Below are 26080 nucleotides of genomic sequence, written 5' to 3' on the forward strand. Positions count from 1 at the left end.
TTATTCAGGGATGTAGCCGCCGGCGATCGCTCAATGATGCGCGCCCAGCACCACCGCACCCGCGGCGATGACCAGGCAGGACAGTACGCGCCGCAGGGTGAGCTTTTCGCCCAGGAAGAGGGCGCCGATCAGGAGCGCGAACAGTACCGAGGTTTCGCGCAGGGCGGAGACCATGCCCATGGGCGCCAGCGTGACCGCCCAGATCACGATGCCATAGGCCAGTAGCGACATGACACCACCGGCCAGGCCGATCCAGGTTTCCTTCTGCGACAGCACGAGCGGGGAGCGGCCGTGCTTGCGGTGGTAGATCAGGGCCAGTGGGATGCTGTCCAGTACGAACAGCCAGCCGGCATAGCCGATGGCATCGCCCGCCAGGCGCGCTCCAATGCCGTCGGTGATGGTATAGGCGGCGATGAAGGCGCCGGTGGCCAACGCCGCCAGCGGGCCGGAGAGGTGCTCGCGGCTGCGCATGGCGCGCAGATTGGCCAGGCTGACGATGCCGGCCGATACCAGGGCGATGCCGATGACGGTGGTGCTGCCCAGTTGTTCAGCTGCGAACAGGGCTGCGCCCAATGCCACCAGCAGGGGCGAGGAGCCGCGGGCGATCGGGTAGGACTGGCCGAAGTCACCGATCCGGTAGGCGCGGATCAGGAACAGGTTGTAGCCGGTGTGCAGCAGGCCTGAGAGGACGATGTAGAACCAGCTGGCCGCGTCCGGGAGCGGTCGCCACAGAACCAGCGGGAGGGCACCGAGGCCGGCGCCGATGGTCATCAGCGACAGCGAGGCCAGGCGGTCATGGCTGCTCTTGAGCAGGGCGTTCCAGGAGGCATGCAGGAGGGCTGCGGCCAGCACCAGGCCGATGACGCCGAGGCTCATGTCGCCCGCCCCTGGTCGAGATCGGCCACGCAGCGCCACAGCGCATGGCCGGAGGCCAGGTACTTGCGCTCGAAGGGGGTGATCGGTGCGGCGGGATGCCAGGCCTGGGCCTGGACGGACAGGCCGCTCAACTGGTTCAGCGCGGCGGCGAATTCCTCGACATAGATGCGCCAGTTGCTGCGGCATTCGATCTGGCCGCCCAGGGCCACGATGCTGGGAAACACCGCATGCCCCGGCCAGCGTCGCGCCAGGTGGCCAATCTTGGGCCAGGGGTTGGGATAGAGCAGGTAATGCCGGGCCGGGCGCAGTCCGGTCTGCTGCGCCAGGCGCCAGTAATCGACCAGGTCGGCGCGCACGAAGCAGAGGTTCTCCGGCTGCGGGCCGTCCCAGTGGGTGTTGCGCGCCAGGCGGTCGGCCGACTGGTCGATGCCGATGACAAAATGATCAGGGTATTGCGTGGCCAGGTTGAGAGTGGACAGACCCACGCCGCAACCGGTATCGAGGATCAGCGGTGCCGCACCGGCCGACTGCCAGGCGTGCATGCTGGCGTCGAAGGCGCGCTGGTTGTAGTCCGTGACGGGTTTGCGGAAGGGATGCTGGGCATGGCGGGCGACCAGTTCGGCCAGTTGCTCATGTACGCCGGTCTGGGCGCTGCTGATGGGCGAGGAATTCACGAAAAACCAGGGATGGGCGACAAAGCGCCATTTTAATGGACTCTGCGCGTGGCACGCCGGCAGCAAGCTGACCTGGAAATAAAAACGCCGCGCTGGCGGCGCGGCGTGGATCACTGGGTTGAACCCGGGATGACGGACCCGATCAGTGCAAGGTCATGGGATGACGCATCATCACGTCGTAGCGGCTCAGGAAGTTGTCGATGTCTTCCATGGTCGGCTCGGATGCGATCAGCTCCTGAACGTCCTTGCGGAACAGTTCGGCGGCCGGGCCATCGATGTAGATTTCGCGCTGGCCGGACTTGTCCATGATCTCGTAACCGCCGAAGCGCAAGGCTTCGTGGTCGGTATCGGCACCGAATTCGACGACGCTGTACTGCTCGCTGTTGTAGATCAGGTTCATAGTGACTCCTTATGCTGGAATACTGCTTCGAAAAGGAAGTGGCGCCATCACCGTCAATTTCAAGACCCTTGCGGGCCGCGCCGCTGGTGCATTTCTGCTGCTTCGATACAGCTCCCTCGGGGAACGCCGCGTCGCTTGCGTTCCTGAGTCTGGTTACGGCAGGGAGGGCGGAAAACTTTGGCCCCTGTCGTGTTCCTTGCCTGCAAGTCATGCAATCCACACAAAATTCCATGGCTGGGTGGCTTGCACCGGCACTTGCCTGCTGAGGGTAGATGACGCGCTGCCGTGGAAGTTCATCGATGGCGCGCTCAGCCAGCGTATCCATTGCAACCGGGCAAGCCCTGTCCCATGACTGCAGGATGCCGCTGTCAGCGGGAAAAGAACATCAGGAAATTTCTGAGCCTGCCGCCGGACGAACCCAGAGTAGCAAAAGAAACGGGACCGCGCTGCGATCCCGTTCTGTACTGCCTGATGGTGGGTGGACAGTGGCGTCCTGTCCAGTGGACTCGGTTGGCTCAGTGATTCTTGCGCGCCAGCTTGCCCGGTTCCACGCCCAGTTGCTTGAGCTTGCGGTAGAGGTGGGTGCGCTCCAGGCCGGTGCGTTCGGCCACCCGTGTCATGCTGCCGTTCTCGCGCACCAGGTGGTATTCGAAATAGGCGCGTTCGAAGGCGTCGCGGGCTTCGCGCAGGGGCAGGTCGAAGGAGATGTTGGCGGCGTTGTCGGCCACCTGGCCGAACGGGGCGGCAGCCGGGGTGCCGTGGTGCAGCGCTTCGCTGCCCATGGCCGGGGCGTAGGCGGCCACCGGTGCCACATGTTCTGGCGAGTGCAGGCTGTCGCCGGCGCCATTGGCCACGGCGGCCACCGGTGCCGGACGATAGCTGGCCGGACGCACCGCCTCGCGGCTGTGCGAGAGACCCTGTTGCACAGCCTTGAGCAGCTTTTGCAGGGCGATCGGCTTTTCCAGGAAATTCAGCGCACCGATGCGGGTGGCCTCGACGGCCGTATCGATGGTGGCATGCCCGGACATCATGATGACCGGCATGGTCAACAGACCGTCGCGCTGCCATTCCTTGAGCAACGTGACGCCGTCGGTATCGGGCATCCAGATATCGAGCAGCACGAGGTCGGGTACACCGGCCTGGCGAAGCTCGCGTGCCTGCTGCGCGTTTTCCGCAGTGGTCACGACATGTCCCTCATCGCCCAGAATTTCTGAGAGCAATTCGCGGATACCCATTTCGTCATCGACGACCAGGATGTTTGCCATGTGCTGCTTTCCTCGCTGCTAGTTCATTGTCCAAGTTTTCGATCTTGTTCCGGGCCGGCCTGCCCAACGCGGCGTTAGCGAGCAGGCCTTGATGAACTGCCAGGTCCCCCCGGCGTAGTGCTGTCGAATCTTGAGCCGTAGGGTCGGTTTCCCTATGAAACCGTCTCTTGATCAATAGATGCTAACTTTACCAGCAAAATTACAATTTTTGCGCCTCTGCCCTCTGTACGGTTCTGTATATCGATACGACCGCCGTGTTCTTCGACGATTTTCTTGACCATCGCCAGCCCCAGGCCGGTTCCCTTGGTCTTGGAAGTGACGTAGGGCTCGAAGGCACGGGCCAGGATCTTGGCCGAGAAACCGGGGCCGTTATCCATGATCGACAGCCGCACCGCCGGCTGGCGCTGGCCGTTGGCGGCGGCGATGTCGATCTGCTCGGTCAGCACGTCGATGCGTGGCGCTTCCTGGCCATCGTCGGCCACCGCATCCTGGGCGTTCTGCAGGAGGTTGTGGATGACCTGGCGCATCTGGGTGGCATCCCCCAGGACCTTGGCCATCTGCGGTGCCAGGCGGGCGTGGATCACGTCGCGACCGTCGCCGCTGAGGTAGAGGTTGAGGATTTCCTCGATCAGCGCGTTCAGATCCAGTGCCACCGGCTTGGCCGGCGGCGTGCGGGCATAGTCGCGGAAGTCGTCGACCATGCGCTTCATGGCCGTGACCTGGTTGACGATGGTGGTGGTGCCTTTTTCCAGGATGGCGGCATCACCCGGCATGAGCTTGTCCGACAGGCGGTGCTGCAGGCGTTCGGCCGAGAGCTGGATGGGCGTGAGCGGGTTCTTGATCTCGTGCGCCAGGCGGCGCGCCACCTCGCCCCAGGCGATCGAGCGCTGGGCGGAGATGACGTTGCTGATGTCGTCGAACACCACCACGTAGCCCACGCCGTTTTCCACCGGCAGGTGCGAGCCGCGCGCCAGCAGGGTCAGCTTGTCGTGGTCGGGCTTGCCGCCTTGCTCGTCATTGGCCTCGAAGCTCACGCCGGGCTGGCGCGACAGTTCGAACTGCCGCTGCCAGTGCAGGCCGTCGCCGGCTTCACCGCTGTGCTGGGCCAGTTGCTCGGAGAAGGCGCGGATGATGGCCTGGGCGAAGGGGGCCTGGCTTTCGATGGTCTGCAGCGGGGTGCCGATGTTGGCCGAGAAGTCATAGCCCAGGATGCGCCGCACCGAATCGTTGGCGCTGACGATGTTGAACTGGCCGTCCAGCACCATCACCCCGGCCGACATGTTGGCCAGCACCGATTCCAGGTAGGCCTTGGCGTTTTCCAGTTCGGCGCGGTTCTTTTCGACGGAGGTCCGGGCTTCCAGCAACTGGCGCGTCATCGTATTGAACGATTGCGTCAGCGTCCCCAGTTCGTCGGAGGTACTGACGATGGGCCGTGGCGAGAGATTGCCCTCGGCCACCGCCTTGGTGCCTTCGGCCAGCAGCAGCAGCGGTTTGGCGAGGTCGCTGGCGATCAGGAAGGCACTGGCGATGGCCGCGAAGATGGCCAGCAGCAGCGTGAGCGTGAGCGTGACCAGGTAGATCTTGCGCAGGCCGGACCGCGAGACCGAGCGCTGCTGGTATTCGTTGTAGGCCAGCCTGAGCGTTTCGGCATTGGTGGCGAGGTAATCCGGCACCGGCTGCAGGATCTGCAGGTAGCGCGTCTCGCTTTGCAAGGACAGCCCGCGACTGGGCGCCGGGACCAGCACCACCACATGGAGCCGCAGGTTGCCGTCGGTATCGGATTCGCCGATGCTGGGGCGGGCATCGTCGCTTTCCACTGCCGAGAAGGCCCGCGAGACCCGTGCCTGGCGCATCGCCTGGGTGCTGGGTAGCACCGGCGTGAGCGAGCCGATGGCGCCGCCCACGGTACTCATCACCTGGCCGTTGCCATTGACGATGGTGATTTCCATGTTCTGGTCACGCTGGCGGGAGAGGTAGGTCACCTGCTCGGAGTCGCTCATGTCCGACAGTTCCTGGGCGATGCCGCGTGCCCGCGAGACCAGATCCGACAGCGAGGAGTCGAGGGCATTGCGGCCCAGGTTCAGGCCTGACTCCAGCGCCGCTTCCATGCGCACGTCGAACCAGGATTCGATGGAGCGCGACACGAACTGCACCGACATCAGGTAGATCACCGCGCCCGGAACGATGCCCACCAGCGCGAACATCAGCACCAGCCGCGCCAGCAGCTTGGAGCCGAACTTGCCGCGCCGGTAGCGCTTGTAGAGCCGGCCCAGCAGCAGCAGCACCAGGCCCAGCAGCGAGATGGCGGCCAGGCCGTTGAGGAACAGCAGCCACGGGTAGTGCTGCTCGAAGAGGGCGGAATTTTCGGAGGCCGAGGCCAGCAGGAACAGCAGGATGCTGATGACGCCCCCGCCGACCACCAGCAGATAGCGTAAGGTGCGGCTCATTCGGGTTTGTAGGTGAATTCGATCCAGTCGGAGGACAGGCGCCAGTCGCTATTGTTGAGCGCATTGACCTGGAAGGGCTTGGGCAGCTGCGCCACGTCCAGGCGCATGCGCAGGCCGACCTGGTAGGCGTCGCCGGCTTTGAGGGTGTTGCTGTCGGCAATGATCCAGCGCGGCGGGCGGCGGATCAGCGTCATCGCGTCCTCCAGGTTGCTGAAGCTCTGCTGCAACTGGCCGCTGATGGCGGTGTGGTATTGCCGGGTCAGCACGTTATAGGACACGCGTACCGTGCGTGTGGCCGAGACGCTGGTTTCGTCGAACCAGTACCAGCGCCGCCGCGTCAGCTGGACTTCGGTCGTGAAGTACAGCGGCACGCCGCGTGAAAGCGCGTCTTCCAGGCCGCGATTCAATTCGAAGTCATAGGACACCGACAGGCGATAGCCCTGGTCGCTGGCTTCGATGCTGGCCTGGCTGACGGTGATCTCGGCGGCCCGGGCGGTGAGGGTGGAACAGGCCAGCAGCACCGCCAGCAGCCATGGCAGCACGCTGCGCAGCAGTCGGGCGCCGCCCGTGGTCAGGCTGCGTGCTGGAGAGGGGAGGAAGGCCGATTGCGTCAAATTCATGCACCAGGTTTTTGGAACAGCGCATAGAACAGGCCATCGTGGTCGGCGTCTGCTTCTGCGTTTGCGGTCGGCAATAGTTGACCGGGAGCGGGCAACCGGATGGCATTGTGTTTCTGCGCGAAGGCGATCGCTTGCTGCTCCGATTCCTGGGGCCACAGCGAGCAGGTTACGAGCAGCAATTTACCATTCGGTCGCAGCATCTGCCAAAGCTTGTCCAGAATTTGCGCAGAAAGTGTTGCAAGCTGCGCGGTGTCGGTCTTGCGGCGCAGCCAGCGGATATCCGGGTGGCGTCGCACGATGCCGGAAGCCGTGCACGGCACGTCGGCCAGGATGCGGTCGAAGGGCTGGCCGTCCCACCAGTCGTCCTGGCGGGCGTCCCCGGTGACGAGGCTGGCCCGCAGGTGCAGGCGTTCGAGGTTTTCGGCGATGCGTTGCAGGCGGCGGCTATCGTGATCCAGCGCCAGCAGGTCGAGATCGGCCAGTTCCAGCAGGTGGCCAGTCTTGCCGCCGGGCGCGGCACAGGCGTCCAGCACGCGCATGCCGTCGGCCACATCCAGCAGCGGCGCGGCCAGCTGGGCAGCGGCGTCCTGTACCGAAACCACGCCCGCGGCGAAACCGGGAATCTGCTGCACCGGTGTCGGCTGGTCCAGCCGCACCGCATAGGGACCGACCTGGCGCGCGCCGATGCCGGCCTGCTGCAGCTCTGCCAGATACTCGGCGACGCTGGCGCGGCGGCGGTTCACGCGCAAGGTCAGCGGTGGCGCCTGGTTGCCGGCATGCAGGATGGCCTGCCATTGCTCGGGGTAAGCAGCCTTGAGACGGTCGATCCACCAGGTGGGATAGTTCCAGGTCCCTGGCGGGGTCTTGGTGGCCTGCGGCATCAGCGTCGCCTTCTCGCGCAGGAAGCGGCGCAGGATGGCATTGACCACGCCCTTGGCAAAGCTCATCTCGGGGCTGATGGCGGCCGCTTCGACGGCCTGGTTGACCACGGTGAAGCTGTCATAGCCGGCCTCGTCATCTTCCACCAGCAGCGCCAGGGCGCTCACCAGCAGGCCGTGGAGCACGTCAGGCTGGGGCGGCTTGTTGGCCAAGAGGCTCAGCAGGGCATCGGTCAGGCCCAGTCGGCGCATGGCGCGGTAGCTCAGGTCCTGGATGGCCCCGCGGGCCGGCGCCGGGGCGTCGCTACGGGCAAAAATCTGTGCCAGGGCCTGGGGCAGGGCATGACCGGCACGCACGGCGGCCACGGCCTGGGCCGCGTAGGCCAGCTGGTACGCCAGCGAATCGGCCTTGGCCGAGGGAGAAAGAAGGGAAATCTGGATCACGTCTATGCTTGTCTAGGAGGCCCGTTGCAGACCGGAGTTGCACCTTGGCAATGGCTTGCGGTATTGGCGGCGGTCATGGGTCGGCGAAAGGGCGCGGGCCGCCAGTGTACCAGCCGCCAAGGTGTCCTACACCTGTCGGTGTGGCGGGGTAACCTGGCCGGCACCAATAAAAAACGGCTGCCGCGGTGGATGATCGCGGCAGCCGTCTTGACTGGCAGGGGGCGTAACGGGGTCAGACGCCCCAGAGGATGTCGTAGCCGCCCTTCTTGGCCTCGCGCAGCATGTCCAGCAGCGGATAGGCACGCGCCGAGAAGCTGACGGCCTCGATCTTTTCGTGGTTGTGGTCGTCGGTGTCGGCGTTGTGGTGGGCGTTGACATCGCGCGCCAGGGCTTCGGCCGCTTCGTGCGCCTTGCTGGCATTGATCTGCTGTTCCAGCAGGGTGACGGCGTCACCGGCCTCGGCCGCGGTGATCACGCCGCGTGCGGGATCCTTGTGCAGCAGGTCCAGAATGGGTTTGGCGTGTGATTCGTACATCACCACATCGGCAGCCGCTTTTGATTTGAATGTAATCAGCATATTTCCTCAGGGTCTTTGATTGAAAACGTTTCTTCGGGCGCGGCCGCTTGGGCCGGGCCATGGTGGAAATGCGCTGCAGACTGCATCCGCATTCCTGCGGGATTGCCCGTTTGGAGTGACGGGCAGCGACAAGAATACTCCGGTCGCCTGATTTCTGTCATCTTGCAATGGCCCCGCTCAGCTTGGTTTGAAAGAGCTGAAAAAGGTTTCAATGTTTTCCTCGGTGAAGGCCTTTTCATCGCCCACGATGAGGATCTGGTACACCCGCCGCTCACGGGCGACCAGGCGCGCCACCAACCGCAGCGGCCGGCCACGGGAGACGCCACGGGCGTCCAGATCGACGGTGCGCGCAAAGCCCTCGGTCTTGCCCGGCCAGGCCGCACCTGACTGAACCTGACCACCGATGTTGTTGAGCAGGGCCGTGCGCATGGCGTCCAGCGCCCGGCTGGCGCTGGCAGCGTCGGGCAATTCAGCGGTGCCGGCGGCGAAGGTCAGACCGTCCGCCTCGGCGGCGGTCATGCTCATCTCCACCTTGGGGCCGTCCAGATCGACCGGGCGCGTGACGCTGGCCGGCTTGGCCGGTAGCAGCACCACGAAATGAGCGCCGTTGTCACTGGTTTCGCGCCAGTTGTAGCGCGGCGAACAGGCCGCCAGGCACATGCAGGCCAGGCTCAGGGAGACGAGGGCGACGCGGACAGGGCGCATGGGGCAGACCGGAATGGAAGGGCGTCCATCATAGCAAAGGCATCAGGCCCGACCCGGGCTGCTGAAAAAGCGCCATTGTCTGATGGCCGGCCGGCAATTCTTGCGGTATAAGAACGCATCCCAACGGAACCCTCTACGGATATGCAAAACGACAACCAAACCAGCCTGCCGGAACTGACGCTGCGCGGCATGCTGCTGGGCGCATTGATCACGGTGGTATTTACCGCCTCGAACGTCTATCTCGGGCTGAAGGTCGGCCTGACCTTCTCGTCGGCGATTCCCGCCGCCGTGATCTCGATGGCGGTGCTGCGCCTGTTCAGCAATGCCAACATCCTCGAAAACAACATGGTGCAGACCCAGGCCTCGGCGGCCGGCACCCTGTCCTCGATCATCTTCATCCTGCCGGGGCTGGTGATGATGGGACACTGGCAGGGCTTTCCCTTCCTGCAGACGCTGGGCATCTGTGCTGCCGGCGGCATGCTGGGCGTGATGTTTTCCATCCCGCTGCGGCGGGTGATGGTGGTGCAAAGTGCGCTGCCCTACCCCGAGGGCGTGGCGGCGGCCGAAATCCTGCGGGTGGGCAGCGCCGACGCCGATGGCGGCGAGGAGACCCGCCGCGGGCTGCGGGACATCCTCTTCGGCGGCACCCTGGCGGCCGCCTTCAGCGTCATCGCCAGCGGCCTGAAGCTGTTCGCCGAGAGCATCAGCGTGTGGCTCACTGCCGGTGCCTCGGTGGTAAGGCTGACGATGGGCTTTTCGCTGGCACTGGTCGGCGCGGGGTACATGATCGGCATCGTCTCCGGCATTGCCATCCTGATCGGCATGGTCCTGGCCTGGGGCGTGGCCGTGCCGTACCTGACCGCGGTGACCCCGCATGCTGCCGGCGTGGCGCTGTCCGACTTCGCCAACGGGCTGTGGAAAAGCCAGGTGCGCTTCATCGGTGCCGGCATGATCGGCGTGGCGGCGATCTGGACCCTGGCAACGCTCTTCAAGCCCATGCTGGAAGGCGTCAAGGCCTCGCTGTCGACGCTGGCGCGCCGCCAGCAGGGCAGCACCGAGCGCACCGACCAGGACATGTCGCCGCGCTGGATCATCGTCATCAGCCTGGCCATGATCGCGCTGCTGGCGGTGGTGTTTGCCTCGTTCCTCTCCGGTACGCCGGTGACGGCGGGTCTGTTCATCGGACTGGTCGTCTATGCGGTGGTGTTCGCCTTCGTGTTCGGTTTTCTGGTCGCGGCCGCTTGCGGTTACATGGCCGGGCTGATCGGTTCTTCGTCCAGCCCGATTTCCGGGATTGGCATCGTCGCCGTGATCCTGGTGTCGGTCCTGCTGCTGGTCTCGGGGGCGGTCGATCCGCTGCTGGCCACGCCTGAAGGCAGCAAGCTGGCCATTGCCGTGGCCTTGTTCGTGACGGCCGCCATCATTGCCGTGGCCGCCATCGCCAACGACAACCTGCAGGATCTCAAGACCGGCCAGCTGGTCGGTGCCACGCCATGGCGCCAGCAGGTGGCGTTGCTGGTCGGTTGCGTGGTGGGTGCGCTGATCATCCCGCCGGTACTGAACCTGCTGTACAACGCCTACGGTTTCACCGGCGCCTTGCCGAGAGCCGGCATGGATGCGGCACAGGCGCTGGCGGCACCGCAGGCGACCCTGATGACGGCGATCGCCACCGGCATCTTCACCCGTGAGCTCAACTGGACCATGCTGGGTGTGGGGGTGGCGCTGGGCATCGTGCTGATCGTGATCGACTGGCTGTTGGCGCGTCGTGGCGGTGTGGCGCGCCTGCCGGTACTGGCAGTGGGCATCGGCATCTACCTGCCGCCGATGGTCAGCAGCGCCCTGTTCCTGGGTGCGGTACTGGGCTGGCTGATCGAACGCGGCCTGCGCCGACGCGCCCGGGCTGCCGGTGCCGACTTTGACGCCTATGCCGACAAGCCGCGCCAGCGCGGCATCCTGGTGGCATCGGGCCTGATCGTCGGCGAAAGCCTGGTCGGGGTGCTGCTGGCGGCCGTGATCGGCTTCACCGGCAAGGATGCGCCACTGGCGCTGGTGTCGGGCGACTTCGAGTCCACCGGTCAATGGCTGGGACTGGCCGCACTGGTGCTGATCCTGGTGGCCTTCGTACGGCGCATCATGCCGGCGCGCTGAGTACAAGCCTAGCGGCGGCTCTCCATCAGCATGCGCAAGGCCAGCCCGGCCAGCACCGTGCCCATCAGCCAGCGCTGTACCAGCTGCCAGCCCGGGCGGGCGGCCAGCAAGGCCGAGATGGACGCCGCCGAGAGCGTGATCATGGCATTGACGCTCAGGCCCACCGCAATCTGGGTCATGCCCAGCGCCAGCGATTGCCCCAGTACGCTGCCCTGGTCTGCATGGATGAATTGCGGCAGCAGGGACAGGTACATCACGGCGATCTTGGGATTGAGCAGGCTGGTCACCAGGCCCATGGCAAAGAGCTTGCGCGGGCTGTCCGGCGGCAACTCGCGCAACGCGAAGGGGGAGCGCCCACCCGGCCGCAACGCTTGCCAGGCCAGGTAGAGCAGGTAGGCCGCGCCACCCAGGCGCAGCGCGTCATAGGCCAGGGGCACCGCCATCACCAGAGCGGTGATGCCGCCCGCCGCACAGAGCATATAGAAGACCGATCCCAGGACGATGCCGCCCAGCGAGATCAGCCCGGCCTTGCGGCCCTGGCAGACCGAACGCGAAACCAGATAAAGCATGTTCGGTCCGGGCGTGAGTACCATGCCCAGGCAGATCGCGCCAAAGGCAAGCAGGGTGGAGGTGGTGGGCATGGGCGGGCTCTTTCCGGAAAAGACGCGAGCGGCGTCATCGCCGCTCCAGCCATCACAGACTAGCCCCGTCAGGGCGGTCGCAAAAGATACAGAGCCGCCGCATGGTCATCGCAACAGGTCCTGGCGGCGTCAACAGTGCGGCGTCATCCCGTATTGAGGGCGCGACGGTACTGGATCGCTTCGGCGATATGCGCCGCCTGGATGGCAGGTGCGCCGGCCAGATCGGCGATGGTGCGCGCCAGCCGCAGCACGCGGTGATAGGCCCGAGCCGACCACTGCAGGCGGACCATGGCCTGTTGCAGCAGTTGCGCGCCCTCGGCGCCGGGTTCGCAATACCGGTCCACCGCGCTGCCGCTCAATTGACTGTTGAGCATGCCCTGGCGTTGCCATTGCCGCTCGGCGGCGGCGGCCACCCGTGCGGCGATGGCGTCGCTGGATTCGCCCTGGCCCGGCGCGCCCAGCTCTGCGGGCGTCAGGGCGGCCACCTGCAATTGCATGTCGATGCGATCCAGCAGGGGGCCGGACAGGCGTTGCTGGTAGCGCTTGACCAGCTCCGGCGTGCAGCGGCAACGTCCGCTCGGGTCGGCGTAGAAGCCACATGGGCAGGGGTTCATCGCCGCGACCAACTGGAAGCGCGCGGGAAACTCCGCCTGGCGTGCCGCCCGTGAAATGACGATGTGACCCGACTCCATCGGCTGGCGCAGCACGTCGAGCACGCTGCGCGGGTATTCCGCGATTTCGTCCAGGAACAGCACCCCGTGATGGGCCAGCGAGATCTCGCCCGGGCGGGGTGTGCCACCGCCACCGACCAGCGCGACGGCGGAGGCCGTGTGATGTGGAGCGCGATAGGGGCGCTGTTTCCAACGGGCGCTGTCGAAGTGGCCGGCCAGCGATTGGACGGCGGCCGACTCCAGCGCCTGTGCCTCGCTCATGGGCGGCAGGATGCCGACAAAACGCGTGGCCAGCATCGATTTGCCCGCCCCGGGTGGCCCCACTAGCAGGATGCTGTGGCCACCGGCTGCCGCGACCTCCATCGCCCGCCTGGCCCGGAGCTGTCCCTTGATATCGCTGAAATCGGGATAGGCTGGGCGCTGACCATTCGCTCCTGCCCCGGTGGCGCCTCGATGGCGCTGCAGACGGCCGCTCTCGTCGCGGGCGCTGAAATGCGCGCATACATCCAGCAGCGACGCGGCTGGAAGGATGGTCGCCTGCTGGACCAGCGCCGCCTCGTCGGCATTGCCGGCCGGCAGGATGAAGGCGCGTTGCCGCCGGTCCGGCTCGCCGGGGTGTTGCATGGCGCAGGTCATTGCCAGTGCACCGCGGATCGGCCGCAATTGGCCCGATAGCGACAGTTCACCTGCGTATTCGTAGTCATCCAGATGGTCAGAGGGAATCTGCCCGGAGGCGGCGAGGATACCCAGCGCGATGGGCAGATCGAAGCGACAAGCCACAGGTTAGCTATGTAGATATGGACATCGCCATGCGTATAGCTTTTATCTGGCGTAGAAATATTTTCTAGGATGCACACAGTTGTCAGTGGAAACCACACTCATTCATGGACTATTCTCGAAAAGTGTCCATAAGTGCACTTGAGTTCAGCACAGCAAGGCCCGGTGGATACACCCAAATGTTTTCTTTGGGCATTCTTTCGAAGTCGCTTTGTTGGAGGAGCGCACTATGGCCCGCATTGAGTCAGTTTGTTTGGGAGGACGTTACTGCGACATTGCGGGCGTTGCTGTCGAATGGTCTATCAATCGGCGATCAAAACAGGTTGATATCTTGCCGCAAGTCTTTTGGACGGATGGAAACCCATGGAGGGAGGCTAACTTATGGGCGTTTGAAAGAGCATTTGACAACAATGTTGAAGCACTTACAGTACTAGCTGAAATAACCACGTTAGCGTCCTATGCAACTTGGCTTGAGTTAAATGACCTGGAGTGGATCCATTTTCCTGATAGGAAAATGGATCGATGCCTGTTCCGCTATCGAGGGGACTTGATAGAAGCAAGAGATGCGGGGCGCTTGGCTCCATCGACGACGTCCGAACGGATGAGAGTTGTGATTAGCTTTTATCGTTGGGCCAGATCAAATGGGTTGTTATCTCAGCTCCTGCCTCTATGGCGCGACAAGTCGGTAAGAATTTCTCAGTCCAATTTATTTGGCATTGCACGGACATACACTGTTCTAAGTTCCGAACTTGCCATTCCTAATCGTAAAAGCCCAAGTGATGCGCCTGAAAATGGACTTATGCCCGTCTCCAGTAATGATCGGGATGAAATTCTTCGGTTTGCTCTCGAAAAATCTTCAATAGAAATTTTTCTACTACTTTCTCTTGGCTTTTTCACGGGTATGCGGTTGGGTACCTTGTCAGACCTCAAGATCGAGACCTTGGAAAATGCCCTTCCAGATCCGAGATGTGAGGACTTATTTAGACTCCATATAGGCCCCGGAGCACGCCCTCCGGTAGCCACAAAATTCGGCATTACAGGATTTACCTATATCCCTCGAATTTTGTTAAATCAACTGCGTGCATATGTTGAGGGTACGAGGCGTCTTCTACGTGAAACAAAGGCAAAGCAGGAAAATCGGCGCCTGGTATTTCTTACTAAGCATGGAAATCCTTATGCTCAACGTGGTGTCGACAAAAGCGTTGCAGTAAACGTCGAGATGCACGCTCTGAGAAAGAAGGCTACAGCTGCTGGTATGGAAATGGCCTGCACATTTAAATTTCATCAAACTAGAGCAACTTTTGGTACGGAATTAGCACGCCTGGCGTTGAAATATGCAAACGCAACCGAGGCCATATCTATGGTTAAGGAGGCACTGTTGCAGCGGAGCGAGCTTAGTGCACTTCACTACATTCGATTCGTCGAACGGACTCCCATAAAGATCGAGATAGCTAATGAATTTACTCGTTCCTTTATAGGGGCTTTCGAAGAAAAGAAGTGAGTCATGAGCGAGACCAGTGAATGCGGGTCCGGAGGTGCTTCGCGAACGGTGGCTTTCAAATCTTGGTCATATGACTATGATCGACTTTTGTATCCAGGTGGGGCCGCAGTTAAGCGCACTATTCTTACGGCAGATATGGGGGCAATGGTTGGTGCTCTCGATTTAAGCCGATTGCCTCTCGTAACAAAAATTGCGGATGTCATAGATGCCCGACTTATTGCAGGCCGCAGCCCAATATCAGCAAAGACAACAATCGACAAGCTTCGAACATTTTACTCCTGGGCAGATGAGCAAGAGGTAGCTCTCACATTGGAAAATGTGACACGTTATTTTCTTCGATGGAGCGAACATCTAAGTCAAAGAGCTCGTCTTGGCGATATTAACGAGATGACTGCATATGGCACAGTGGCGGTGGTGTCAGGTGTTCTTAGTGAGGCACTAGACTTGGAAGTAGGCTTGACCCGCCAGACTAGGCATCGACGCAACGGTCGAAATTCATGGAGAAAAAACGCGAAAATAAATATTGAGGGAGCGATGGAATTCGGGAGAATGCTTCGTGACATTTGTGATGCGCTTACAGTACGCAAGGTGCGCGGAATTCTTCCCGCAAGAATCGAATTCTGTGGCGGACAAGTGGTCAATCATTGGGCAGGCCTCCGTGGGATTGAGCTGTTGCCATCTTCGTTAGATGATTATGTCCCCGTAAGAAAAAAAGGTAGGTTGAATCCTGAAAATGTGGCAAAGCGGGACACATCAAATGCCGAGAGAAAGCAGCTAATTAATTTGCGGGTTCAATCTGAAATGCTCATTTTCATCGCGCAGACGGGAATGAATTTATCTCAGGTTAGGAGCCTACGCCTAGGCCAATTTTCTTACCAATCTCACTCGGATGGATACTTGGTCAGCCGAGTATATAAAGAGCGAAAGCAAGGAGAGGTTGAATTCGAAATTTATGCAGGATATCGCCCCTTTTTCGAGCGCTATCTTAATTGGATAAAGGAGATTTTTCCTGCACATGATGAACTAGTTTTGTTTCCTTTTATCGCAGCTGAAGCTAGCTCGAAGCGCTCACTGATAGGCACCTGCGAAAATCTGAAAGCTGTTCGGAGATTTTCTAAAATATTAGGAACGCAGTTTTTTACTCCAAGGTTGCTACGAAAGGTGCGAATCAATTGGTTTGCCCGAAGGCTCGGAAGTATCGACGAAACAGCTGAAATCGCCCAAAGCTCGAAGGAGGTTCTCTTTCGTAACTACTTACAGCCAGATCCGCAGATTGCGGCGGTCGAGATAACAAATTTTTTTCTTGAAGAGAATAGTCTTTCGTTTTCATCTCCAGGCCCTGGTGTCTGCATATTTGCATCACCATCTGTCATCAAAAATTCACCTCGAGGCGCACCTGAACCCGATTGTATTAGTCCGGCTGGATGTATGTTTTGTTCGTATCAACGCGATCTCGATAGTTTTGATCATGTTTGGTGCCTAGTATCGTATAGACGCTTTAAAACGCTTGAGATGGGAATGTACAGGCCGCCTTCCAAAAGAAATCCTATCCACCCGGCCTCCTTGGTAGTAGATCGAGTAACGGAAAAAATAAAGGTCTTTGAGACAGGAGGCCCAGTACGAAATGCTTGGGTTACATCGGCTCTTCAAAGGATGAGAGAAGCTGACTATCATCCCATGTGGGGCGGGTTCATTGAGCTAATCGAGGTGTCACGTTGAAGCTTCCAATAACTGAATATGGTTTGAGCATCGATTCACCGATCGTAACGCCGAGCTCTATAAATTTCTATCTTCCCAGCTGGCCACCACCTAAAGACTTTCCTGTCGTCGTTGATGTTAGTGGCGAGGTAGTGAGTAAATATGGTGATTCAGTTTGGGATTTGAGCGTCTGGGCCAACATTCCTAAACGCATCAACTTTGGTGACGGACCGATTATTGGGAACCTAGGAGCTGTTTCTCCAGAAAATGCCGATGTATTCCGCATGGTCGTTGCCTGGTGGCTGTGGGGGCCAAGAAGTGTATTTGCAGCCGCAACCCTAGTATCGCAGCACCGAGCTCTGAAGATCCTTTTTGTCGTAAGCACACGCCACGGCATTGACGTTAAAGATTTAAGTAGATATCCCGCACTCATTGAGGAGGTTGCTCGTGAGATAGCTCCTTCTGCCAAGAAATCAGCACTCACTTTATTACACGCGCTGTACGAGCAACGTGATCAGCTGGGTTTTATCCTTTTGGATCGCAATGGACTGTTGGATCTAGTATCGGCGTTTCCTCCCGAAAACGATGTTGAGCAGACAGCCTATATTCCCCCACGTATCTGGGCCTATCAAGTAAGGCGTCTTCGTGCCGTATTGGACGATTTTCTGGCTTATAAGAACGAGATCGAAGCCTGTTACAACACGATCTTAGATATCTATGAGCGCAGATATGGCTCACTAGCAGGATCTCGAAACAATCCTAAAAGACTTCGAATTGCTGATGGTGCAGGGGCATTTGAAGTGTTGAGCAAAAAATTTGGTATCTATGAATTGTTGATCCGTTGGTATCAGCAGACGCCACATCGGAAATATCTACCACTTTTCGCGCTCACTAACTTTCTCTCCTTGGTAAATCGAGCCGGATTTGCCTACATATTGAATATGTCTCTAATGAGAGTGCAGGAGGCTTGGGGATTATGTGTCGATTGTCTCCATATAGAACAAGATGAAAAAATTGGCCAAATCACGATGCTTTGTGGAGAGACAACCAAAACCGTCCGAGACGATGATGCGCGGTGGATTGCTTCTAGTTCGGTATCAATCGCTATTGATGCTATGTCCGCAATTGCTCAATGGAGAACGCGTGTCAAAAAGTCTTATGGTGATGTTTCGGCCGGAGATGTTATTTATTTATTCCAACAATCATGCGAACCGTGGGCAATTAGAGTTAAGGCGAGGGGAAAGCAAAGTATGTATCCGTCTTATGCGGAGGTGGTTGAGAACTATCCAAAATTATTTGATCTGTCAGAGTTGAGGATTACGAAAGAAGATTGGAACCTGGCGAAACTTATAACACCGTCTCTCGACGAAAGTGCCTTTGGAATAGGGAAGATATGGAAGCTAGCTTGGCATCAGCTGAGGCGCACAGGAAGCGTAAATATGCAGGCTTCGGGGCTTGTCTCAGACTTTTCTTTGCAGTATCAGCTGAAGCACGACACAGTCGCTAGTTCGCTCTACTACGGGCAAGGATATTCTCATCTAGTGCTTAACCGTAGCGCTAAGGCTGAGTATATCCATACGATGTACAAGATGATGGGGCGAGAGTTAGCAATGCTTCTGTCAGATCGGTTTCAGAGCCCTTACGGAGATGAGCGGAAGCAAAGTATTCTCAAACTGGTTTCCGAAAGTGACGAGAGAAAGCTCTTTGTTGCAGCCCGAGAAGGGCGAGTCGCGTGGCGAAGGACTTTATTAGGTGGCTGTACAAAGAGTGGGCCTTGCGAATATGGCGGGATTGATAACGTCGCAAGATGCGGTGGAGGAGATGGGAAAGCGCCCTGTACTGATGCACTTTTTGACCAGACCCGCGTGCCGCAGATGCAGAAGCTTCGCCAGACCTTAAGCATGCAGTTAGATAAAGCTGAGCTAGCGTCGCCACTCAGGTCCTCACTTCAGGCACAGCTGAGAGCTACGGAGAATGCGCTAAATGTCCTTAAAAGAAAATAGTAAATCTACTTTAGCCAAGGCGGAGATAGCCTTTCGCGCAGCTTTTGACCGATTAAAGGCAAATCGGCCCATAATCTTGGCGAAGGGGGCCAAAATTTCTCAGAACAATATTGCTAGAGAGGCCGGCTGCGATCCATCTGCTTTAAAGAAATCTCGTTATCCGATATTAGTTAGAGAAATCCAAGCATGGATTCTCGAAAATCCATCCTCTTTACTCGTAAAGAAGCGACCGGTGAGTCATCGCGATAGCGATAGAAGGTTGAAAGACCGAATTAAAGAGTTAGAGCAGCAACGAGACCGAATGGCCTCACTTCTACTCCAAGCAGATAGTAGAGTTCTAGAGTTGTCGAAAAAAGTGACATTTTTGGAAACAATGCTTCCTTCAAATGTCGTAGCCATCAAATGAATACATGGCTTTAGCGTAGCGGCAGCTTAGAAAAAGGTAATCCAGAACGGAGAAGCTTGTGTGGGGCGCCCACGATTTATCGATTCGTCCGCTCCGATCGTAGGTGGCATAAGTATTCAGTCATAAGATCAGGTGAAATCCGGCAACTGAATACCGATATTAATGCGTGGGGCCTCAAATTCGACGTCCGAATTGTTTGGCATCGCTAGGCTGCTAGCAATGTTGCGCTTCAGCGCAAGTAAACGTTGATAGTCAACGTAGCTGAGTAGAGCATGACTTGGCATGCCGTCGGGATCAGTAATGAAAACAGGCCCGTTCTCGGTCGAGCTAAAGGCCCTATGTATATCCTGAGCAAACTCTTGCTTGTGTAGGGAAGTAATTGCCATAGCAAACTCCTTCATAGAGAACTGTTTTGTACAAACAAAATACCGGTTCTAGAAAACCATGCCCCTGGGTGGCATGCTCTCGCAGACGTCGGACCGGAGGGATCAGCACCATCATAGCGTGCTTACATTTATGTGACTACGGTCCCTGTAAAAGCTCACCTTGATTAGCTGGGCAGAACGGACCGTCAGAGGTCGGTTATTGGCCGGTTGTAGACATCTTAGTGCGGTAGACCATCGGCACCAAATAGTTTTTTTGGTCTTTTAGCTGTCCAGGTCGACTGAACTAGAAGCGTTCACGTCGCCGAATTAGGTGTCCTCTATCACGGAAATACGCACATGCGACGAATTCGTAGGTTTCCAGGGGCAGGTCGCTGACGAAGTACGCCACGCGTCGGACAGCCCCAAGTCAGCCATCGCGCGGATCCAGCTGATAGTCCTTCTTGGGGCGCTCATCTGGCTCAAACGGATACGGGTCGCCGTTGTCGGCTACGCCGCGGCCCGTGTCTGGACGCCGCAAGAAGGCCTGCCAGCCATCGGTCGCGTGGCGCAGGTCGATGTCGGAATGGACTTCCTTCTGCTTGCACGCATCCATGCGGTCCTCCACGTCATACTTTTGCCGGATGAAGGAGGCCAGTTGCTCTTCATCGAAAGAACGCGCCAGATAGGGGTAGTGGATCGCCAGTTCGGCTCGACCATCGCGCTGCAGATGGGCGTTGACCTTGCCGAACATACGGTCAACCCGGCCTACACGTTGCTCATTGTCGCCAGGAGTCCAAGCGATGCCATAGTGATGGACCTTGCTGCATTGCAGATGCAGGTCCACACCTTCCTGCAACACGGAGGTCGAAGCAAGCACATTGGGGTAGAAGGGGCTGTTGAAGCCAATGATCAGGCGCTGCCGGTCATTCACTTCGCCACTGGCATAAAATCCGGGGCTACTCAATCCGATCAGGCTGCGCCATTCTTTGCGCATCACCCCCGGCACGCGGCGATACAGTTGTTCGAAGGTTTCCAGTGCGGCGCAGAAGTAGGCCGGCACCAGTGATTGTGCGAGCCTGGGGCGGATAAACCGGGTGAATGCCAGATAACGTTCCTGTGCGCTCGCCACTTGGGTTTCCCCACTGCGAAATTCCACGTACCAGCAATACAGCTCGACGATCACCGGGCTGGCATACATGAATCCATGTTTGACATACTGGCCGAAACTTTCGGCGAGCGCAGGATTGGCAATGATCTTGTCGAGAAAGCCAAGCTGCGGCGCCTTGCTACGTTCCAGTAGGTCCACGATCATGCCCCACAAGGTTGGCATGGGCATGGCGAACCCGACCAGCGGTATTACCCCCTCACTGGACACTTCGCCGGTACGCGCGGCCAGCGTGGCCGACAGGTATTCGTCGCGCTCGCGGTCGCCTGCAAGCCTGCGATGGTGTTCGGTATAAGTCCCCTGGCGGTAATCGCTAGCCGGCTCCAGCAAGAGGGAAAATGCGCTTTCCGGGCGGCGTAGCCGTGAACGGAACAGTGAGCAGTCGGTGGGAGCTTCGCCTGAGGCTTTCTCGACAAACAGCTGCGCAATTTGTGAATAGACGACGGGATCACCTTCTTCCGGAGGCGCCAATGCTGAATCCATTGCCGTCGGCAGCCCGTCCCTGGGCTCCTGGTCCTTGAAACGGAAAAGGCGGTTGAACGCCGCCCGCGACCACCGGGTATCGCGCCAGGCAATCAGCTTGGACTTGGGCTTGGCGAGCTTCCACGCAGCTATAATTTTGGCCGCCATCTGTTCGTCGTAGCGAGCATTGACGCGTGCAGTGATCTCACGCACCGACGGAATCCGGCGGACGAAGACCAGGTGTTTGTGTTGGTGCAGCGCATTGTCCGATGCGTCGGGAATGGCGAATATATCTTGGGGCACGCATGCGCGTATCAGCTCGTCGTACTTGGGATGGGGCGGCAGGCCGCCCAGCATCTGCGACAGACGTTTCAGTATGCGCGTATCCGGTGCGCCGTGGTAGTCCGGATGGGAAGCGTCGTCGGGGGCATCCTCCTGTGACTTGTCCGCCTCCACGCTGAACGACTCGAAGCCTTCCAGGTAACCGTAAAGGTAGCGCCGTCCGCCGGCCACCTGTTGTTGCTCGACGAGCATCTTCTGGTAGAGCGCGAAGAACATCTCTGCCCGCGGATCGCTGAAATCGACAGGCAGCACTTTCTCGCAGCGGTAACTATATTTGTCGTGGCTGGTATCGCGCCCCTGCATGCGTCGCAGGCGGCGCAAGGCATATTTTTTCAGGGCATGCTCGGGCGATTCCCCCTCGACCTCGGCCACGAGTGACAGGATACGGGTGATGTCGGCCATCGAGCCATGGCTGGGTGTGGCCGTCATCAGCAGGGATCGCCTTGCAAGGCGGCCGGGTGGTTGGCCGAAAAAAGCCTTGGCCGCCGCCGCCCGCAGAGAGCCGCGATGGCTGTTGCGGAAGTAATGCGCCTCGTCCAGGACCAGGAGGTCGAAGCCTTCGCCGTCGAAGGCCTCCCTGATCCGGTCGTGAAGCTTGCTTGCTTCCGCGGCCGCCGCCCCGGGACGATCGGCGTCACTGTTTCCCGGTTCGTGCTCGCTGCCCAGCAGATGGCTCAAGGTATGGATGGTGGTGAGGAAGAAGCGGCTCTCCTGGTTTACACAGGCGTCGGCCAGATCGGCCAGGCGCGGCGCCAGTAAGGCCGCATGGACGGGAGCGCCGTTATCGGTGCGTCGTACCCGATTGTCCGACTGTCTGTAGTGGCTAGCGACGAACTGCTCGTATTCGCGCTGCCAGTGCCGGCAGATTTCCCGGTTTGGCGCCATGACGAGCACGCGCGCCCCTGGCTTCATCCGCCACAGCATGGCCATGACACCGAGGACCTGCAGGGTCTTGCCGGTGCCGACCTCATCGGCCAGCAGGGCAGCGTCATGCTGGGCCAGCTTGTTCCACAGGCCGGCCACTCCTTCCGCCTGGCGGGCCTGCATGGTTCGGTCGTCCTTATGGTAGGTCCAGCTTGGGTCGTCACGCTGAAAACTCATGGTCCGCGCTACCTGTTCCGGTGTCAGGCCACCCCATTGATCACGCTTCATAATTGCATACGTCCAGTATCTGTTTCATGGTCGGTTTTCGGCCGAGTTCGCGCGGCAAGCGCACCGAATGGGGATCCAGCCACAGGCTGCGCCAGCGGTAGTTGTCTGGGGGCGCCTTGGACTGGTATTTTTCGCGCGTGGCGTCATAGGCCGCGCAGGCGGCGCGATACAACGCATGGGTTTCCTGCAGCAGGAACCAGTTGAAGACGGCATTGCCGTCTTGCTTGATCTGTTCATCGACTTTGCTAACCAGCTCCTGCAGGCAACCAGGGGACACGAACAGCATGTGCTCCAGTGCCGCGCGGCTGGGGGCAGCCAGCCTGGCGCGAAACTGTGCAAAGGCATGGAACAGCCGGAAATAGCTCATGCCCTGGCTATCGACGGCGGGCGGGACCCATGTTTCCTCCTCACCCGGAACCGGTTGATGCCGCAGCGCTTCGCGCAAGCGGGTGTTGCTGCTGCGCTCCGGATCGGCACCATCAACGAGGTCGTTGAGCAAGTCTTTGAGCGAGTCATAACCCTGCCCGCGCCGGTACTTGACATTGACTTCCTGAATCAGACCGCGGTATCGCATCTCGCCGCCTTGCCAGACTTCATAGCTGTGGTCGGCCAGCAGTACGCCATCGTCATCAGGCTCCAGCGCCAGCGCAGCCAGGGGAATCGTATCGCCGCGCAGGTTGGTCATGCTGTACAGCGATTGGCGCTTGCTTACGCCCGGCAGGCGCAAAGTATAGACGCCGGCATCGAAACGCCGATCGCACTTGCCGGTGATGGCATAGGCGCATTTCTCCCAGTCGTACACTACGAAAAGATCGAACGGCAGAGGGTAGTCCTGCAGGTCCAGCGCGTCGGCGTCGAGTGCAGCGTTATCGCTGAAGGCATCGGACTGCAGCAGCTCCCTTGCACCGGTGATATCAGTGCGGGCGTTGACGTCGAACACGATGCCGGCCTCGATATTGCGGCAGTCCAGGCTGGCGCAGCCACGGCCGGTGAAGTTCCAGGAGCCTACCGCCATGCGCGCTTGCTTGCCCGATGACGCCAGCCAGATCTTGGCATGCGTGAAGTCGGTGCGCGCGTCACGGGCGGTGGGCCGGGCATGGAAACTCAGGACCTCCTGCTGATCCTGTCGATCCGACGGCTCCTGCAGCTCGGCGATCCTGGGTGTCCATCGGGTCGGCACGTAGTGATTTTCGCGGCGATCAGGCACCAGCGAAAAAACCGCCTGCTCGCCCACGACCGGGCGCAATTTGTCCAGCAGTGCCGGCAGGTCGCGCGAGAAATAGGGCGACCACACCGACAGCCGCTGTACCGTCAGGCCTGCCGTGAGCTGCTGCAAGAAGACCTTGTCCTGGAAACTGTGCACGAAGCGCCATGCGTCATCCTCGCCGTGATAAATGGCTTTGAATTTTTCGAATGGTCCGAGGCCTGCGGCCTCCGACAGGGGCGAAAAGAATGCCGCGATCTGGTCGCGCTGTTGGCTGGTGCACACTGGCAGGAACCGGAATACCTCCTGGTTGCGTCCCCAGCCATCAACGCTGAGATTGGCGCTGCCGGCGCCGAGCACCATGCGTCCTTGTTTATCTTCCAGCAGGATCACCTTGGGATGGAAGATCGATTTGGACTGGAACACCTTGCGCCCAAGGCGCTGCGGCAGGATGCCATGGATCGGGATGGCTGTGCGCTTGAGCTGGTCAGCTTCCAGCATGCGTGCGTCGCAGAAGATCCTGGCATCCATTTTGCTATCGGCCAGCATCCATTGCATATTTTCATAATCGAGCCGATTAGCCGGGGTGTCCGTGCCAAGCAGCGCCGACAGCAGATGCGTCTCGAAGAAGGGGATATTCAGGTTGAAGCTGGTGAACCACGCGCGCCTGATTTCTCCCAGGCTCGCTACCTGTTCGCGCAATTGCTCAAGCAGCTTCATGCTCTTCCCCTCTCAAGCCGGCCAGCAAGACTCTGAATTGCGGCAAGTAATAACGATGCACCCAGCGTGTCCCGGGCGGGGCGACCTGGTCGGGAACGGTACGCACGCCGACATCGCTCTTCAGTTCTTGCCGGGCGCTCAGGCGCAGCCAGGGTGACTGCCTGCGTGCCTGCATGACTTCTTCGTGATAGGTCAGCAAATGCCGGACTTGGTCGTGCAGCGTGACCTCCCCGGCCAGGGCCAGCAACTTCCTCAAGCGCGCAGCCGTGGTCCCGGACGCCTCCGCCAGCATCGCGGCATTGGCTGCGACCGGGGCGGAGATCCTCTGAAGGGTCTGTGCATTACGGCCGGCGTGCCGCCACTGGCGTTCGACGTCGTCCAGTGTCTGCGACTTCGCGGATAACATGATCGTCATCAGCAGGTCGAGTTCTCCCAGCAGCGGTTCCAAAAGCATGACGTGTTCCAGCTGTGCCTGCGCGGCGGCGCCGAATCCGGGCATCTTACGGGCTTCGGCGAAGATTTCCGCCGGCTTTCGGCCTGCATCGCTTGTACCGTCCACCCGCCATTCTTGTTGGAGCACTGCATAGAGGGCGCCGGCCGCACCGCGATTGAGTTCGCTGACTTCCAGCCAGAAATCGCGCGCATGCTGGCCTACCGCCTGCGGCGAGCGGAAGGTGGCGACGAACGAGTTGCGCAAGGCGCGCGGGATGGCGTCGAGCCTGATCCTGGGCGGCGCATTGGGCGTGGCGACGACCTCCTTCAGATGCATGACCGCCATCTTCTTCAACGCGGCCAGCGCAGGCCAGCGTCCGAACAGCATCGTCTCGACCTTATCCCACAGTGCCTGGCAATTAGCGGCCCGGCTATCGTAGCGATGATCGAAGAAGCCCATCTGCACCAACGGTGTCTTGTACCGACCGCTTATGCCCAGGGAATGCTGGCGCACCAGGACATGTGCCTCTTTCCGATGGCTGAACAACAGTTCAGGATTGTTATCGTGTGCGCGCCAGTCGCGCCGTGCCTTGGCGATACCCAGCACGCCGCCAGTGGCAAGGCCGGGGATTGGTCGGGCTTCCGCCGCGACCATCGAAAAGGCATACAGGTTTTCGAGATAGACCAAGCAAGCCTGCCGGAAGGGCAGGGCCTGCTTGCCATACCCGGCGTAGTCCTTTTCCCTGAGCAGCGCTGCGGCTAGCGCGATATCGTCGTCTTCCATCACCTGCCGGATGACGGCGTGGTTGAACAGGTTGATCGTAAAATTGCGCACATCATTGGAGATCGAGCTGATGCGGTTCCTGAAGATCTTCTGTCCATAGGCCGACCAGATCACCAGCATGCCTAGCGGGTCCACGTTCATGTCGCTGCTGACACTGTCGTCATATTCGGTAAGAAGCGACTGCCAGTCGTTGAATGCCCTCATCATTCCCCTATCGATAGTGTGTCGTGCGTGTGCGGTCCCCGCGTCCTCCGCGAAGCCATGGCAATGTCACGGTGCGCCGTCATTGTTCGTACGCCTGGCGATAACCTGATCCTGTTCGCCGACTGCGACAAAGCATGTCGCAGTCGGCGGGCAAGGCAGAGGCGATGTTGTTTTCTCCTGCTGGTTGCCTTTATCCATGGACGCATACCATAATCTCCGCAAGCTGGCAGTCCAACTGCTCAGCGCAACCGTGACATGCCATCGGCCAGCGTGGTGACGCTAGGGACTGCCAAGTCCACTTCCGGCCGAGGCTGTGTAAAAACGTAGGAATTCTTAATCAATCGAAAAATCGACCTCTTAGACACGCCTACATTCAATTTTCTCGATGTCGGGAAGGGGTGTCCCTATCCATGAATTTTCCAATGTTTTACGTTTTTACACAGCCTCGGCCGATAGCGGACATCTTAGCCTGAAGAAGAATCTCGCGGGAATGGACTAAGCTCGAAACCTGGATAAGTA

Annotated in this window: 20 protein-coding genes; 5 read left to right on the forward strand and 15 right to left on the reverse strand. The window is 59.7% G+C overall.

Going from position 1 to position 26080, the window contains the following annotated elements; genetic code table 11:
- Positions 1 to 30: 30 nt before the first annotated feature.
- The 9 genes from HFRIS_RS19860 to HFRIS_RS19900 form a co-directional block, all read right to left on the reverse strand.
- Positions 31 to 876 carry a DMT family transporter gene (locus tag HFRIS_RS19860; protein WP_006713244.1) on the reverse strand — a complete coding sequence of 282 codons (846 nt, stop codon included), beginning with the start codon at positions 874 to 876 and terminating at the stop codon, positions 31 to 33.
- Positions 873 to 1550 (reverse strand): tRNA (guanine(46)-N(7))-methyltransferase TrmB, encoded by a 678-nt coding sequence (gene trmB, locus HFRIS_RS19865; RefSeq protein WP_006713245.1) that lies wholly within the window; start codon positions 1548 to 1550, stop codon positions 873 to 875. The genes HFRIS_RS19860 and trmB overlap by 4 nt, the downstream gene beginning before the upstream one ends.
- 142 nt (positions 1551 to 1692) lie before the next feature.
- Complete coding sequence (locus HFRIS_RS19870; protein ID WP_006713246.1) at positions 1693 to 1950, reverse strand: BTH_I0359 family protein; 258 nt, start codon at positions 1948 to 1950, stop codon at positions 1693 to 1695.
- Positions 1951 to 2465: 515 nt separating this feature from the next.
- The gene (locus tag HFRIS_RS19875; RefSeq protein WP_006713247.1) at positions 2466 to 3215 is read right to left on the reverse strand and encodes a response regulator; all 750 of its coding nucleotides are present in this window, start codon (positions 3213 to 3215) and stop codon (positions 2466 to 2468) included.
- A 152-nt stretch (positions 3216 to 3367) separates the two neighbouring features.
- Positions 3368 to 5662 (reverse strand): sensor histidine kinase, encoded by a 2295-nt coding sequence (locus HFRIS_RS19880; protein ID WP_006713248.1) that lies wholly within the window; start codon positions 5660 to 5662, stop codon positions 3368 to 3370.
- A complete protein-coding gene (locus HFRIS_RS19885; RefSeq protein WP_006713249.1) occupies positions 5659 to 6282 on the reverse strand; it encodes a DUF4390 domain-containing protein in 624 nt (207 codons plus the stop codon). Before HFRIS_RS19885 ends, HFRIS_RS19880 begins: the two co-directional genes overlap by 4 nt.
- Positions 6279 to 7604, reverse strand: a complete 1326-nt coding sequence (gene rsmB / locus HFRIS_RS19890; RefSeq protein WP_006713250.1) for a 16S rRNA (cytosine(967)-C(5))-methyltransferase RsmB — start codon at positions 7602 to 7604, stop codon at positions 6279 to 6281. The genes HFRIS_RS19885 and rsmB overlap by 4 nt, the downstream gene beginning before the upstream one ends.
- A 232-nt stretch (positions 7605 to 7836) precedes the next feature.
- Positions 7837 to 8181: a DUF1840 domain-containing protein gene (locus tag HFRIS_RS19895; RefSeq protein WP_006713251.1), complete on the reverse strand. Its 345-nt coding sequence runs from the start codon at positions 8179 to 8181 to the stop codon at positions 7837 to 7839.
- A gap of 177 nt (positions 8182 to 8358) precedes the next feature.
- Entirely contained in the window at positions 8359 to 8886 is a 528-nt protein-coding gene (locus HFRIS_RS19900; RefSeq protein WP_039876607.1) for a hypothetical protein, read from the reverse strand.
- A gap of 141 nt (positions 8887 to 9027) precedes the next feature.
- Between HFRIS_RS19900 and HFRIS_RS19905 the strand changes: the two genes are divergently transcribed.
- Positions 9028 to 11034: an OPT family oligopeptide transporter gene (locus HFRIS_RS19905; RefSeq protein ID WP_006713266.1), complete on the forward strand. Its 2007-nt coding sequence runs from the start codon at positions 9028 to 9030 to the stop codon at positions 11032 to 11034.
- 8 nt (positions 11035 to 11042) lie between these two features.
- On the opposite strand, the gene HFRIS_RS19910 is transcribed toward HFRIS_RS19905, so the two are convergent.
- Positions 11043 to 11675 carry a LysE family translocator gene (locus HFRIS_RS19910; RefSeq protein WP_006713267.1) on the reverse strand — a complete coding sequence of 211 codons (633 nt, stop codon included), beginning with the start codon at positions 11673 to 11675 and terminating at the stop codon, positions 11043 to 11045.
- 143 nt (positions 11676 to 11818) lie between these two features.
- Entirely contained in the window at positions 11819 to 13126 is a 1308-nt protein-coding gene (locus tag HFRIS_RS19915; RefSeq protein WP_006713268.1) for a YifB family Mg chelatase-like AAA ATPase, read from the reverse strand.
- A 226-nt stretch (positions 13127 to 13352) separates the two neighbouring features.
- Here HFRIS_RS19915 and HFRIS_RS25010 point away from each other — a divergent pair, with 226 nt between their 5' ends.
- Genes HFRIS_RS25010 through HFRIS_RS25020 form a run of 4 tightly spaced genes read left to right on the forward strand, consistent with a single transcriptional unit; the run spans position 13353 to position 18731 of the window.
- Positions 13353 to 14624 (forward strand): site-specific integrase, encoded by a 1272-nt coding sequence (locus HFRIS_RS25010; protein ID WP_209443032.1) that lies wholly within the window; start codon positions 13353 to 13355, stop codon positions 14622 to 14624.
- A 3-nt stretch (positions 14625 to 14627) separates the two neighbouring features.
- Positions 14628 to 16343 (forward strand): site-specific integrase, encoded by a 1716-nt coding sequence (locus HFRIS_RS25335; RefSeq protein ID WP_152486725.1) that lies wholly within the window; start codon positions 14628 to 14630, stop codon positions 16341 to 16343.
- A gap of 23 nt (positions 16344 to 16366) precedes the next feature.
- The gene (locus HFRIS_RS25715) at positions 16367 to 18325 is read left to right on the forward strand and encodes a hypothetical protein (RefSeq protein WP_209443033.1); all 1959 of its coding nucleotides are present in this window, start codon (positions 16367 to 16369) and stop codon (positions 18323 to 18325) included.
- Positions 18306 to 18731, forward strand: a complete 426-nt coding sequence (locus HFRIS_RS25020; RefSeq protein WP_081626888.1) for a hypothetical protein — start codon at positions 18306 to 18308, stop codon at positions 18729 to 18731. The genes HFRIS_RS25715 and HFRIS_RS25020 overlap by 20 nt, the downstream gene beginning before the upstream one ends.
- A gap of 128 nt (positions 18732 to 18859) precedes the next feature.
- On the opposite strand, the gene HFRIS_RS19930 is transcribed toward HFRIS_RS25020, so the two are convergent.
- The 4 genes from HFRIS_RS19930 to HFRIS_RS19945 all read right to left on the reverse strand — a co-directional run bounded on the left by HFRIS_RS19930 (position 18860) and on the right by HFRIS_RS19945 (position 25564).
- On the reverse strand, positions 18860 to 19117 hold the full coding sequence (locus HFRIS_RS19930) for a hypothetical protein (protein WP_006713271.1): 258 nt from the start codon (positions 19115 to 19117) through the stop codon (positions 18860 to 18862).
- A 406-nt stretch (positions 19118 to 19523) separates the two neighbouring features.
- Positions 19524 to 22217, reverse strand: a complete 2694-nt coding sequence (locus HFRIS_RS19935) for a DEAD/DEAH box helicase family protein (RefSeq protein ID WP_039876611.1) — start codon at positions 22215 to 22217, stop codon at positions 19524 to 19526.
- Positions 22207 to 24141: a phospholipase D-like domain-containing protein gene (locus HFRIS_RS19940; RefSeq protein WP_006713274.1), complete on the reverse strand. Its 1935-nt coding sequence runs from the start codon at positions 24139 to 24141 to the stop codon at positions 22207 to 22209. Before HFRIS_RS19940 ends, HFRIS_RS19935 begins: the two co-directional genes overlap by 11 nt.
- Positions 24128 to 25564: a hypothetical protein gene (locus HFRIS_RS19945; protein WP_006713275.1), complete on the reverse strand. Its 1437-nt coding sequence runs from the start codon at positions 25562 to 25564 to the stop codon at positions 24128 to 24130. The genes HFRIS_RS19940 and HFRIS_RS19945 overlap by 14 nt, the downstream gene beginning before the upstream one ends.
- Positions 25565 to 26080 lie beyond the last annotated feature (516 nt).

Origin of the sequence: Herbaspirillum frisingense GSF30 (assembly GCF_000300975.2) — a bacterium.
Classification (GTDB): domain Bacteria; phylum Pseudomonadota; class Gammaproteobacteria; order Burkholderiales; family Burkholderiaceae_D; genus Herbaspirillum; species Herbaspirillum frisingense.